The organism is Winogradskyella sp., from assembly GCF_016744625.1.
Classification (GTDB): Bacteria; Bacteroidota; Bacteroidia; order Flavobacteriales; family Flavobacteriaceae; genus Winogradskyella.
This window is the reverse complement of the sequence record NZ_JADGDZ010000006.1, coordinates 62498-75794: the sequence shown is the minus strand read 5'-3', so window position 1 is coordinate 75794 and position 13297 is coordinate 62498. Positions and strand designations below refer to the sequence as shown.

Annotated in this window: 13 protein-coding genes; 8 read left to right on the top strand and 5 right to left on the bottom strand. The window is 30.2% G+C overall.

What is annotated here, in order from left to right; genetic code table 11:
- A partial coding sequence (locus tag QZZ53_RS02755) for a glycosyltransferase family 39 protein (RefSeq protein WP_296381212.1) occupies nucleotides 1-1022 on the bottom strand: 1022 nt, incomplete at its 3' end.
- Between the two features lie 5 nt (nucleotides 1023-1027).
- Nucleotides 1028-2146, bottom strand: coding sequence for a hypothetical protein (locus QZZ53_RS02750; protein WP_296381210.1), 1119 nt, complete (start codon nucleotides 2144-2146; stop codon nucleotides 1028-1030).
- Nucleotides 2147-2262: 116 nt separating this feature from the next.
- Between QZZ53_RS02750 and QZZ53_RS02745 the strand changes: the two genes are divergently transcribed.
- The 4 genes from QZZ53_RS02745 to QZZ53_RS02730 are packed head-to-tail and all read left to right on the top strand — an operon-like array spanning nucleotide 2263 to nucleotide 6702.
- Nucleotides 2263-3339, top strand: coding sequence for a radical SAM protein (locus QZZ53_RS02745; protein WP_296381209.1), 1077 nt, complete (start codon nucleotides 2263-2265; stop codon nucleotides 3337-3339).
- Nucleotide 3340: 1 nt separating this feature from the next.
- Nucleotides 3341-4864: a radical SAM protein gene (locus QZZ53_RS02740; RefSeq protein ID WP_296381207.1), complete on the top strand. Its 1524-nt coding sequence runs from the start codon at nucleotides 3341-3343 to the stop codon at nucleotides 4862-4864.
- Between the two features lie 3 nt (nucleotides 4865-4867).
- Entirely contained in the window at nucleotides 4868-5524 is a 657-nt protein-coding gene (locus QZZ53_RS02735) for a methyltransferase (RefSeq protein WP_296381205.1), read from the top strand.
- A complete protein-coding gene (locus QZZ53_RS02730) occupies nucleotides 5521-6702 on the top strand; it encodes a hypothetical protein (protein ID WP_296381203.1) in 1182 nt (393 codons plus the stop codon). The genes QZZ53_RS02735 and QZZ53_RS02730 overlap by 4 nt, the downstream gene beginning before the upstream one ends.
- Here the strand turns inward: QZZ53_RS02730 and QZZ53_RS02725 are convergent.
- The 3 genes from QZZ53_RS02725 to QZZ53_RS02715 form a co-directional block, all read right to left on the bottom strand.
- A complete protein-coding gene (locus tag QZZ53_RS02725; protein ID WP_296381244.1) occupies nucleotides 6656-6772 on the bottom strand; it encodes a DUF5989 family protein in 117 nt (38 codons plus the stop codon). The two genes, QZZ53_RS02730 and QZZ53_RS02725, sit on opposite strands and share 47 nt — an antisense overlap.
- 442 nt (nucleotides 6773-7214) lie before the next feature.
- Entirely contained in the window at nucleotides 7215-8963 is a 1749-nt protein-coding gene (locus QZZ53_RS02720) for a carbamoyltransferase N-terminal domain-containing protein (protein ID WP_296381200.1), read from the bottom strand.
- Nucleotides 8960-9964: a hypothetical protein gene (locus QZZ53_RS02715; protein WP_296381198.1), complete on the bottom strand. Its 1005-nt coding sequence runs from the start codon at nucleotides 9962-9964 to the stop codon at nucleotides 8960-8962. The genes QZZ53_RS02720 and QZZ53_RS02715 overlap by 4 nt, the downstream gene beginning before the upstream one ends.
- A 215-nt stretch (nucleotides 9965-10179) precedes the next feature.
- Here QZZ53_RS02715 and rplM point away from each other — a divergent pair, with 215 nt between their 5' ends.
- From rplM to tsf, 4 genes are all read left to right on the top strand, one after another.
- Nucleotides 10180-10635 (top strand): 50S ribosomal protein L13, encoded by a 456-nt coding sequence (gene rplM, locus QZZ53_RS02710; RefSeq protein ID WP_296381194.1) that lies wholly within the window; start codon nucleotides 10180-10182, stop codon nucleotides 10633-10635.
- On the top strand, nucleotides 10635-11021 hold the full coding sequence (rpsI, locus tag QZZ53_RS02705; protein ID WP_087492546.1) for a 30S ribosomal protein S9: 387 nt from the start codon (nucleotides 10635-10637) through the stop codon (nucleotides 11019-11021). Before rplM ends, rpsI begins: the two co-directional genes overlap by 1 nt.
- Nucleotides 11022-11194: 173 nt before the next feature.
- Complete coding sequence (rpsB, locus tag QZZ53_RS02700; RefSeq protein ID WP_296381192.1) at nucleotides 11195-12031, top strand: 30S ribosomal protein S2; 837 nt, start codon at nucleotides 11195-11197, stop codon at nucleotides 12029-12031.
- 81 nt (nucleotides 12032-12112) lie between these two features.
- Nucleotides 12113-13087: a translation elongation factor Ts gene (tsf, locus tag QZZ53_RS02695; RefSeq protein ID WP_296381190.1), complete on the top strand. Its 975-nt coding sequence runs from the start codon at nucleotides 12113-12115 to the stop codon at nucleotides 13085-13087.
- The last annotated feature ends 210 nt before the right edge of the window (nucleotides 13088-13297 follow it).

Genomic DNA, 13297 nt, shown 5'->3' with positions numbered 1-13297 from the left:
AACTGAGGTGCTTTTGGTGATGGACTTGATACAAAATCTCCATAATGATCATATAAAGTTGTTGGACCAACTCCAAAATCAATCCAAATATTATCTAAACTTGGAATCGCTTTTCCAAATGTAATTAATAAACCAGTAATGATAGCTGTATAGATAAATATCCAAATTTTATAACCTCTAAATTTGTTACTGAAAATATAATGGAGATGAATAGGCGCTAACAGAAATCCAATGTAGGAAAGGCATATGAGTGTATAACTAAAAATTGTTTTTAAAAGATTTAGGTCAAAATTTTTAAGCGTTTCTATGAGCAAATGAAATTTTGAATTATACCGTTCTTGTATTAATCCTTGTGATGTCATTACATACGAAAACATAAAATAAAAAAACAATAAAATGACACTTGGTATTATTGCTTTTAGCCACGTGTTAGTATTTCGTTTTTTAACTAGTAATATAGTTATGAACCATGTTAAAGGTAATACTAATGCTAGCTGACGTATTAAAAGTGCCCAAATACAGAAAATTACAGCAATTAGTATTGACTTCCATGAATCCGTTTGTAAAGCTTTAATAAAAAAGTAAATCGCCCATATAGTTACACTAAAGAAGGGCACATCTGTCATAAACGAGAATGAAAGTGATAGGGAAATAGGATTTACCATACATAAAATAGCAACAAATAATGCCATTATTCGTGTTGCATTTACAAGCTTACAGAGTTGATAGATACCTAAAATTGTTGCAAAACCCATAACTAAAGTAGACCAACGCAAAACGGTAAAAGAAAAACCAAATATTTTAGTAAATAGAAAACCCCAATATACATGGCCAACTAAAGTCATTTCTCCCCAATTATATAATTTTAAATACCCTTCTTCATAAAGTGTTTTTACAGATTTTCCATAACACCAATCGTCATTTAACGGAAAATCACCAACTGGGTTAATAATCAAAATAAGAAGTAACCACAGTAGCAATAAACCTAATTGATCTTTATATAATTTGAATAGTTTAGTCATAGTGTTCACTTATAATAATCAAAGTGATTTAATATCTGGTCCTTGGCAAATCTATTTCCTTTTTCACTCCAATGACCATCACAATTTAAAAATAGTGATTTACATTCATCTAGTGTTAGATTGTCAGTCTTAGGTAACAAGTCTAAGTATTCAATATTTTGAGAATCGCAAAAGGTCTTTAAATCTTTACCTAATGGATTTTTCTCATGCAAACGATAATCTTCAATCTCTTTATAAATTGGAATACTAAACACCATAATTGGTCTATCATTAGCAACAGTCTTTATTTGTTCTAACGCAAATTTCATTCTATTAAATTGCTCATTTGAGTAATTAAAATAGGAAGGCACTTCTTTTTCTGATAATATTTTATCTTCTGGCAATAATGCAACATTTCTTTGTGCTTTAAGATAGGCGTACATGTTATAAGAATAAGTGAAATTCTTTAAAAACTTATTAAGTACACTTTGCTTTGACGGAATAGCTTGAGACTTCTCAATACTATCTAAGTGATAAACAATTGAATAATTAGGGTAAGTTCCATCAAAAAAGGGCCTATACCTATTACCTCCAACTTTTAAATTAATTTGATAATCATCATCAATAAAATCATTAGAAGGAAGTATACTTACAAGAATAGCATCATGTGTATATTGCTTTGCTAAAGATTCATATAAAATATAATATTGGGTTGGCCCAAAATTACCTGCAAGACCATAATTAAGATGTGGTATTTTAGTTTCGGATTCTAAAAGACCTGTAACTCTTTCCTCTTGTTCTACTCCAATACCTTCAATAAAAGAATCCCCTAAAACAACAACTCTCTTATTTTCTGAATTTATTTGTCGTTCTTTATCTCTAAAACCATGAGAGTTAGTTTTATATAAAACATCAAAACAAGTTTTCTTTTGCCTGTATGAATCATTTGGTAAATGTGCAGTACCAAAATCTTTATTGATATCAAACCAAAACCCTTGTGTATTATCAAATGTATACGTTGGTAATTCTATCTTGTAATCAGCAATACGAATATAAGTGGCAAGTGTTAATTCTAGCAATAAAAAAGTTATACCAAAAATTAAGGTTAGTATTTTTAGCTTTTTAAGTCCCTTTTTTAATTGCAATTAATTGAATGTTAGATTAACAAATATAACTTAAAGTCTTATAGATTTTAATTTGTACTTCAGGAAATATATCTAGTTAGTTGTTTTATCTTTAGAGTCTATTTAATCATTCGTAAATGAATTATTCATTATTAAAGGAAGTTAATAAAAAACATCTGCCTAAAAATTATTTTTTTGCCCCAGAATGGATTGTCCTTGGAGTTAATAATGTTTGTAATTTACATTGTAAAATGTGTGATGTAGGCACAAAAAGTATGGACACCAATTTTGCTCAAAATTTAGTCGGCACTCATCCTATTAACATGCCTTTAGAATTAATTAAAAAGGTTATTGATCAAACTGCATTATACTACCCAAAAGCAAGATTAGGCTATGCCTTTACAGAACCTTTAGTTTATCCGCATTTAGAAGCTTCATTACAGTATGCAAAACATAAGAACATTAAAGCAGGGATTACCACAAATGCACTAACACTAAAGCAGAAAGCTAAAGTTTTAATAGAAAATGAAACCGAAGTATATATTTCTTTAGATGGACCAGAAGCAATTCATAACGAAATAAGAGGTCATAAAAAATCATTTCAAAAAGCAGTTGAAGGCATTGAAGAATTATTAAGGTTAAATCCTAATGTTTCAATATCAATATTTTGTGTTATTACTGAATGGAACATTAGTTACCTAAAAGAATTTTTAGATTTTTTTAAACCTTATCCTTTAAATCAAATCGGATTTATGCATACTAATTTTACACCAGAGCATGTTGCTAATACTCACAATAAAATTTGGGCACAATCCTATCCTGCTACTACATCTAATATAGATGAAATAAATATTGACAATTATGATTTAGAAAAACTTTGGACTGAAATTGAAGCAATAAAGAAAGATAGCTATGATTTTCCTATCTCCTTCTCACCAGAGATAAATTCTAAAGAAAAGCTTTATGAATTTTACTATAAGCCAGAAAAATTTATTGGGAAAATGTGCAATGATGTGTTTACAAATATGATGGTTAAATCCGACGGAAGTGTAATCCCAGCTCACGGAAGATGTTATAATTTAACTATTGGAAATGTGCATAATAATACACTTAAAGACATATGGAATGGGCAGATTATTAAAAAGTTCCGTTCATCACTAAATAAAAACGGAGGGCTTTTACCAGCTTGTAGTAGATGCTGTAGTTCATTTTAAAATGAAGAAAAATAAAATTATCATATTCAACCCGAGAAGTGCTAACTCCAAGCACAGGATACCTAATACTATTATACAAGTAGCCGCAGCGATTCATAAAAATTATGAATATGTATTTGTAGATGGCAATATGGAATCTGATCCCTGGGAAACCATCTCTAATTATTTTAATACTGGAGAATTCAAATATTTTTGTTCTACAGTAATGCCTGGTCCACAATTAAAACAAGCCATTCCTTTTACAAAAAAAATAAAACAAGAATATCCGCAATGCATTACAATTTGGGGAGGGTATTTTGCATCAAACCAATATAAAGCTTGTATAAACTCTGGTTACGTAGATTATATTATTAATGGTCCAGGTGATAATACCTTCCCTAAATTACTAGATGTTTTAGAAGGTACAAGTGATAAAAAGTTAGCGTTGATAAGAAATTTAATCTTTAAAAACGATAAAGGGGAGATTACACAAACAGTTAAAGAAGCTTTATTAGATCAAGACAATTTACCTTCTTATCCTTACGAATATTTCAATACATTTTACCCACTTGGCAATTACTTGACAAAAACCTTTATGGGAAAAAAGACTTTTTCGTACCACTCTAGTATGGGTTGTCCATTTTCATGTTCATTTTGTGCTGTAGTGCCAATTTATAATGCCAAATGGAAAGCAAAATCAGCAACTACAGTTTATAAAGACGTTAAGTATTTTAAAGATCAGTATAATATTGATGCCATTGAGTTTCATGATAACAACTTTTTCACATCTAAAAAACGTGTTCTGGAGTTTTCAGAATTAGTTATAAATGATGGTATTGAATGGTGGGGCGAAGGAAGAATAGATACAATAAATAAATATTCTGATGATGATTTAAAATTAATGCGAAAAGCGGGTTGTAGAATGATGTTCCTTGGAGCAGAAACAGGCAATGACGAGGTATTAAAACAAATGAATAAAGGTGGTACTCAATCTGGGCAAATGATTAAGAATTTTGTATTACGAATGAAGAATGTTGATATTATTCCTGAGCTATCTTTTGTGTTAGGAATGCCTGCTGAAAATGAAAAAAAGGTTTATGAACAAATCTTATGGGATATTAATTTTATTAGAGATATAAAAAAGATAAACCCAAATGCAGAAATTATTATTTATTTGTATAGTCCTGTACCAACGGAAGGCTCTGAACTATACCAACAAATTTTAGATGCAGGATTCGCTTTCCCTGAAACCTTAGAAGAATGGATTGCACCAAGTTGGGAAAAATTCGATTTACGAAAAAACCCATTGACACCTTGGCTAAAACCTTATATGATTGATACAATTCAAAATTTTGAAACTGTTTTAAATGGATATTATCCAACGGTTTCCGATTTTAGAATAAAAGGCTACAAAAAATGGTTGTTGAAAATAGTTTCTGGCTATCGTTTTAAAAATGGATGGTATAAATTTCCATACGAGATAAAAGCCTTGCATAAGATTTGGAAATATCGTCAACCAGAAATTGAAGGATTTTATTCTGAATAAAATATGCGTAAAACTTTAAAAAAAATAACATTCCCGATTCTAAAGTATGGCTTCAGAAAGTACTACAAAAAGTCGCGAAAATATGTTTATGAAGGTATAGAAGTCATCGTAAAACCAGAGGTATTTCCACCTCATTTCACAATAAGCACAAAACTACTTTTAGATCATATTTCAAATATTGATTTAAAAGACAAAACCGTTTTAGAATTAGGGTGTGGCTCTGGCATTATCGCTTTATTTGCAGCATCAAAAGATGCGAATGTTACAGCATCAGACATCAATGAAATTGCAATCTCTAGTCTAGAAAAGGCAACTATAAAAAATGATTTAGAGCTAGAACTTATTATTTCAGATTTATTTGATACTATTAAAAACCAAAGTTTTGATTATGTTATAATCAATCCTCCATACTATCCCAAAAACCCTACAAATGACAAAGAACGTGCTTGGTTCTGTGGAGAAAATTTCGAATATTTTAAAGCTTTATTCTCTCAGTTATTTAAACGTTCAGATAAAACTATACTAATGATTCTTTCTGAAGATTGCGATATAGAACATATTAAACAGATGGCCTCAAAAAACAACTTAACTATGTCCTCTGTTTTAGAAAAAAAAGTAAAAGGGGAAAGAAACTTTATTTTTAATATTTTTCGATCATGAAAGGTAAAATCAAATATCTATTTAAGCTTTTTGGTATTGTCCTATTAATTCTCATTGCTTTAGAGCTTACTTTAGGTATACTATTTAATTACAATGACAATAAACGGCATGATGAAAATACTCAAATTAAAATAGCATCTGGAGCTTATGACAACATAGATCTTATTATTGTAACAGAAATTTATAATGAGCTTCATAAACTAAATTCTGAATGGGCGCAATTTGTACATTTTAGGTTAAAAGCATTTAAAGGAAAACATATAAATATTGACGACAAAGGTATTCGCAAAACTTTAAATTTAAGTCTTAAAGATTCGCTTAACCCAATAAAAATATTTTGCTTCGGTGGTTCTACGATGCTCAGCACAGGAGCTAGAGATGAACATACAATTCCTTCAGAATTATCAAAATTAATCCATAAATCATTTCCAGATTTAAGTGTTAAAATCACCAATTTTGGTTGTCTAGGGTATAATAGAAGTATTGAAAACGTTCAATTGCAGCAACAACTTTTACAAAATAACATACCAGACATTGTTCTTTTTTACGATGGAGTCAATGAAGTTATTGCCGCACACCAAAATAATAAAGCAGGCACACCAACTAATGCAATTAATAGACAAAATGAATTTCAGTTAGCACATGACTATTCTAAAAGAATAAAATTGTTTTGTACATCGAGTAACATAAATAGGTTTATAGTCTATTTACAAAGACGCATTTTTAAAACTAAATCTTTTGAGGTTAAAAATCCTGAAGAACTAGCTGAAAATATTGCCTATAATTATGTTAAGAACATAGAATTAATAAAAGGTATTGAGCAAAATTATGACTTTAAAGTTTTTAATTTTTTACAACCTAACATCTATTCTAAAACACAACATACTGAAGCAGAGAAAAAATTTGTTAAACAGAGTAGCTTCTACAAGGAATTATATACTAAATCTTATGATTTCATAAAAAAGGATGCTACAATTATTGACGACAGTACATTCTTAGACATTAGTAATGCTTTTAACAACACTACTAAAACTATTTATACAGATTTTTGTCATACAGGAGAATTTGGAAATCTATTAATAGCAGAGCGACTATTTAATTCAATAAAAAAAGAATTGGAAATAAAAAAAACTAAAATAGAGAATACACAAATGGAGCCAACACAGAGTTTTCAGTAAAAACGACTAATATACCTAATAGTACTAAAACAATAATGATAGGAATCAACCAATACTTTTTTTGAGTCATTAAAAACTTAAGTAGTGCTTTAAACGTTGTATATCTACTCATAATTTAACTTAAATTCTCATAATTAATCGTATCACTTCTATCTACCCATTTTGCTCGATACTTAATCTTTTTATTTAATATATTTAAAACAAAAGTAATAGGTGTAAAGATAGCAAAATATATAAAAGCCAATATGGTAAAGCTACTGACTTTACCTAAAAGTTCACCTATAGAAAACCAAATAAAAAGCAAAGGATATAACCCCTTTGAAAAAAATAGAGTGGATGTAATAAAAAAGACTAATAAAACTAAAGCTATATTTTGTTTAGTGTTGAATATTAAGCCGTTTTTATAAATTGAAATTGATGAAAATAAAATTAAAAATGCACTAAACAAATATCCAAATTGCTTTTGCTTTTTAGAATTTAGACTATTTATACTAATAGTTTTAAAGCTGTTTTTAATCCATTGCATAATTCATAACTTTAGTTAATTCTTCTGACACATTTTTATTATCCGATTTAGAAATAATATAGCTTTCTAAAACTAATATATCCATACCTGTTTGAAAAAAGCATTTCAGGGAGTCAAGTGGAGATTCTACAATAGGTTCCCCTCTTACATTAAAAGATGTATTAATTAAAACAGGACAATTTGTTTTGCTGTAAAAGTGATTCATTAAATCATGTAAATTTTCATTATCTGCTTTAGCCAAAGTTTGAACTCTAGCTGTACCATCTTCATGTATGCAAGAAGGAATCTTTTTCTCTCTATTGCCTTCATATATAAAAACCATATATTTTGAAGTATCACAATTCTCAAACCACTCTTTAGCATGTTCTTCCATAACAATTGGCGCAAATGGTCTAAAACCTTCTCGCTTTTTAATGTTAAGATTTACATGATGTTTCATATCTTCAAACAATGGATTAGCAAGAATACTTCTATGACCCAATGCTCTAGGTCCAAATTCCATTCTACCTTTAAACCATCCAACTATTTTCTTGTTTAATAAACTATCACTAACTATTTCATTTTGTGTATTACTATCTACTTTTCTGAATTTTAAATTATAGTGTTTAAGCAAAGTCTCTATTTCTATATATGAATATGAAGAGCCTAAATAAACTTGGTCTTTTAATGAGTTTTTTAAGACTACTCTCTCTCTTTTAAGATAATGATGCCAACCAACATAAGCCGCTCCTATTGCACAACCAGAATCTCCAGATGCTGGTTGCACCCATATATCTTTAAAAACATTCTGCTTTAATAATTCACCATTAGCTTTACAATTTAAAGCAACTCCTCCAGAAAGGCATAAAGAATCTAAACCAGTAATTTGCTTAGCATATTTAGCTAAACAAATAACAATATCCTCAGTAATAGCTTGTATAGAACTGGCCATATCACAATAGAAAACATCCATCTCATCCTCTGGTAAACGAGCATCTCTTCCCAACAACTCACAAAATGCTTTGTTAATAGTAGATTTACCCCTTTCAAAAGCAAAAAAAGACATATTTAAGGTAATTATGCCTTCGGCTGTATACGAAACTATATTGTCTAATATAAGCTGCTTATATTTAGGTTTTCCATAAGGCGCTAAGCCCATTAACTTGTATTCACCAGAATTAACCATAAATCCACAATACTGTGTAAAGGCAGAATATAATAAACCTAAAGAATGAGGATAATGTTGCTCTTTAAGAATAGTCACTTTATTTTCTTTACCTATAGCTATTGTTGTACATGCTTTTTCTCCAACACCATCAATAGTTAATATTACACTTTCTTTATATGGTGAGGAAAAAAAACTTGCTGATGCATGCGCTTCATGATGTTCAGAGAAAATAACTTTGCCAGAATAATTGAGCTTACTTTTTATAAGACTAGGAATCCATAATTTTGTTTTTGTCCAAGCAGTTATAGATTTCCTAAAGAATGAAAAACCAAAAGGAGTTTCGTATTGCAATGAATTAATAATACGATCAAATTTTAAAAAAGGCTTTTCGTAGTAGACAACTAAATCAATATCGTTGATTTCTAAATCAGATTGCTTTAAACAGAATTCTATTGCTTTTACAGGGAATGACGAATCGTGTTTTAATCTCGTAAAACGCTCCTCTTGTGCTGCTGCTATTAATTTTCCATTAGATAATAAACAAGCTGCAGAATCATGATACAATGCAGATATACCTATAATGTTCATTTACTAAAAATTTGTTCTTGTATGTATTTTGTCATTATAAGTTGACCATCTAAGTTAAAATGTGGGTCATTTTCAAAATAAAGCCTTTGTTTTTCAGAGTCGTTTGCTCTTAAGGACATTAACGGATTTAAGAAAGTGACATGCTCGTTATCCTTAAAATCAGAAACTACATTGGTAAAGAAAACATAATCTTCAGTTAATGTTTTTTCCTTAACTCTAAAATGAGCACCTAAATCTAACATATTATTATAATAATACTCATTTAGTTGTGCGCAATGCGGAATAAAAACAATATAAACATTGGTTTCATCAGGAACCAATTCTAAAAAATCATTTAATTCCTTTTTCCAAATATCATAACGTATTTTAAAAGACCCTTCTATATTAAAAGAATTATATAAATACTCGGAGTTTGCTTTAATTAGCAATTTTTCTCTTTCATTATATTGACTAAGTTTAAACCCTTTTAGTTGCATTTTGGAAGTATCATAATTTCTATCCTTTTTAAAATGTTTTAGCTTTTTATTCAAATAAATAATAGAAGGGAGATAATTTGAAGCTTTCCAATAAACATTTCTTGCAAAAGATAAATCCTGCCAATTCTGCAAATGTCTCACATCTATAAGATCATTACCAACATATACTTGGTAAATAATATTTTTCGGCTCGTATTTTTCTATACGCTTTTCAGCAAAAGTATTCACTTCTTTAATCCCAATACCAGATATACTCGAATTTATAAATGATTTTTTAGGATATAAATTTTTAAGATTTGAAACATAATTATTTTCCCAAGCAGTAAATGAATCACCGAAAACGAGGAAATCTATAGTTTTAGAATTAAGGTCTTCACCTGTATTTAGGCTTACCAATTCAGATTTATAAAAGTCAATTATAGAATTTCTATAAGCTAAATCAAACAATAAAATAGTAACACAAAGAACAATAACAATCTGTACAATTTTCTTTAAAAATTTTCGAATAAATTTTATTTCTCTCACCTAAAACAAATATAAAATTTAAGATGATTCAAAACGTATAGAAAACTAAATAAATAGCTACACTAATTTATAATAACAATCTATCTGATTTTCAGACAAAAAAATCTTAAACTAGGTTTGATAATCCAATAGTTTATCGTAAATTTGCAAACTCTTTTTTAGAGAGAATTGTTTAATCAATTGTGCTGTAAAGTGCAATTACAAATCAAATTAGTGTGGATACATTAAGTTACAAAACAGTTTCAGCAAACAAAGCTACCATTAATAAGGAGTGGGTTTTAGTTGATGCTGAAGGACAAACTTTAGGTCGCTTAGCTTCGAGAGTAGCAATACTTTTAAGAGGTAAGCACAAACCTAATTTTACACCACACGTTGATTGCGGTGACAACGTTATTGTTGTTAATGCAGAAAAAATCAACTTAACTGGTAACAAGTGGACAGATAAAAGTTATATCCGTCACACAGGTTATCCAGGTGGACAAAGAAGTTTGACTGCTACTGAAATGTTTGAGAAAGACCCAACCAGATTAGTAGAAAAGTCAGTAAAAGGAATGTTACCTAAAAACAAATTAGGAGCAGCTCTTTTTAGAAATTTAACAGTTGTAGCAGGTACTGCGCATTCTCACGAAGCTCAAAAACCTAAAACAATGACATTAAAAGAAATTAACTAATGGAAGTAATTCACAAAATTGGCCGTAGAAAGACGGCTGTTGCTCGTGTGTACGTTGCTAAAGGAAAAGGCAAAATCACGGTGAACAAAAAAGACATGGCGGATTATTTTAGTACTGCAACATTACAGTACAAAGTAAACCAACCTTTAGCCTTGACTAACAATGATGGCAACTTTGATATTACTGTTAACGTATATGGAGGTGGTATCACCGGCCAGGCAGAAGCAATACGTTTAGGTTTATCTCGTGCAATGTGCGAGCTAGATCCTGAAAACAGACTAGTATTAAAGCCAGAAGGTCTATTAACAAGAGATCCAAGAATGGTAGAGCGTAAGAAATTCGGACAGAAGAAAGCGCGTAAGAAATTCCAATTCTCGAAACGTTAATATCCAAACAACATTTAATTCAGAACTTGTTTATTCGAGTTCTGAATTATTTTATTTTATTGAAAAGATTCTGAAACAATTTCAGAACTTAAAGTTTAGCATCTAAATGGTTAAGGCGAGCGCAAGCAACCACTTAATCATTGCTAATTTAACAGAACGTAAACTATTACAAAATGGAAAAAGTAGAAGTAAAAGAATTACTTGAAGCAGGTGTACACTTCGGTCACCTAACACGTAAGTGGAACCCTAACATGGCTCCTTACATTTATATGGAACGTAACGGTATCCATATTATCAACCTTTACAAAACAGCAGCAAAAATCACAGAAACTTCTGAAGCATTAGCTAAAATAGCAGCATCAGGGAAAAAGATTTTATTCGTTGCCACAAAAAAACAAGCTAAAGACATCGTTGCTGAAAAAGCAGGTGCTGTAAACCAACCTTATATTACTGAACGTTGGCCTGGCGGAATGTTAACTAACTTCGTTACAATTAGAAAAGCTGTTAAAAAAATGGCTTCTATTGATAGAATGAAGAAAGATGGTACATTCAACTCTTTATCTAAAAAAGAGCGTTTACAAGTAAATCGTTTACGTGCAAAATTAGAAAAGAATTTAGGTTCTATTTCTGACATGACACGTTTACCAGGTGCTTTATTCGTTGTTGATATTATGCGTGAGCATATTGCAATTAAAGAGGCTCAAAAATTAAATATTCCAATCTTTGCGATGGTAGATACTAATTCTGATCCTCGTGAGGTTGATTATTTAATTCCTGCAAATGATGATGCTTCAAAATCAGTAGATAAAATCTTATCTATTGTAACTTCTGCAATTGCTGATGGCCTAAACGAAAGAAAAGCCGAACGTGCAGAAAAAGAAGGTAAAGCTCAAAAAACTGAGGCTAAAGCGGAAGCTAAACCAGAAGTAAAAGCTGAAGCTAAGAAAGAAGCAAAACCAGCTGCTAAGAAAGCTGAAAAAGCTCCTGTAGCTGCTCAAGAAGAAGAATAAATAACATTTATACAATATTAAAAGTCATTTAGTTCTTTTCGCTCAGAAAATTAATTGAATGACTTTTTAAATTTAAAAACTATGGAAAATACTGTAAAAATTACAGCAGCAGAAGTAAACAAGCTAAGACAAGCAACTGGTGCTGGTATGATGGATTGTAAAAAAGCTTTAGTTGAAGCTGGTGGTGATTTTGATAAAGCCATTGCAGTTTTACGTAAAAAAGGACAAAAAGTTGCAGAAAAAAGAGCTGATAGAGATTCTTCTGAAGGTGCTGCAATCGCTAAAATAAATGCAGACAACACCTCTGGAGTTGCTATTGTTTTAGGATGTGAGACTGATTTCGTTGGAAAAAACGAAAACTTCATAACATTAGCTAACCAATTAGCTGATATTGCACTAAATACTAATTCAAAAGAAGAATTTTTAGCTGCTGATTTCGGTGGAATGACTGTAGCTGAAAAACTAATAGAACAAACTGGTGTTATTGGTGAAAAATTAGACATCACTGCATTCGAAAAGTTAGATGCACCTTACGTAGGTCAGTATGTTCACATTAATAAAATTGCAGCTTTAGTTGGTTTATCTGCTAAAGTTGACAATGCTGAAACTTTAGTAAAAGATGTTTCAATGCAAGTTGCTTCTATGGGAGCGTCATCATTATCTTACAAAGATTTTGATCCTGCTTTCGTTGCTTCAGAAACTGAAGCACGTATTGCAGTAATTGAAAAAGATAATATCGAATTAGGTCGTTTAGGTAAAACCTTAAAGAATGTACCAAGTTACATCTCTATGGCACAATTAACCCCTGAAGTTTTAGCTACAGCTGAAGAAGCTGCTAAAGCAGAATTAAAAGCTGAAGGTAAACCAGAACAAATCTGGGATAGAATTTTACCTGGTAAAATGGAGCGTTTTATTTCTGATAACACAACTTTAGATCAAGAACAATGTTTGTTAGATCAAAAGTTTATCAAAGATGAAAAGAAAACTGTTGCTCAGTACGTATCATCATATGGTGATGTTTCTGTAACAGGTTTTAAAAGAGCTACTGTAGGATAACTAAATTTTTTAAACATAATTATTTAAAAAAAAGCTTCTCAATTCTGAGAGGCTTTTTTTTAGCACTTTTTTCACTTTTACACCTGCTAATAATTATGTAGCTTTGTTCAACTTTCAAAACTCAAAATGAAATGAGCCTTATCAACATATTATTTTTAACTAATATATCATTTGGTGAATTCCGTTAGACCATAAATAGCAATAGAAACT

Bases quoted from the DNA above. Each gene is read 5' to 3' on its own strand.
- QZZ53_RS02745 (WP_296381209.1), top strand. From the start codon at position 2,263: ATGAATTATTCATTATTAAAGGAAGTTAATAAAAAACATCTGCCTAAA.
- QZZ53_RS02740 (WP_296381207.1), top strand. From the start codon at position 3,341: ATGAAGAAAAATAAAATTATCATATTCAACCCGAGAAGTGCTAACTCC.
- QZZ53_RS02735 (WP_296381205.1), top strand. From the start codon at position 4,868: ATGCGTAAAACTTTAAAAAAAATAACATTCCCGATTCTAAAGTATGGC.
- QZZ53_RS02730 (WP_296381203.1), top strand. From the start codon at position 5,521: ATGAAAGGTAAAATCAAATATCTATTTAAGCTTTTTGGTATTGTCCTA.
- QZZ53_RS02725 (WP_296381244.1), bottom strand. From the start codon at position 6,772: ATGACTCAAAAAAAGTATTGGTTGATTCCTATCATTATTGTTTTAGTA.
- QZZ53_RS02720 (WP_296381200.1), bottom strand. From the start codon at position 8,963: ATGAACATTATAGGTATATCTGCATTGTATCATGATTCTGCAGCTTGT.
- rpsI (WP_087492546.1), top strand. From the start codon at position 10,635: ATGGAAGTAATTCACAAAATTGGCCGTAGAAAGACGGCTGTTGCTCGT.
- rpsB (WP_296381192.1), top strand. From the start codon at position 11,195: ATGGAAAAAGTAGAAGTAAAAGAATTACTTGAAGCAGGTGTACACTTC.
- tsf (WP_296381190.1), top strand. From the start codon at position 12,113: ATGGAAAATACTGTAAAAATTACAGCAGCAGAAGTAAACAAGCTAAGA.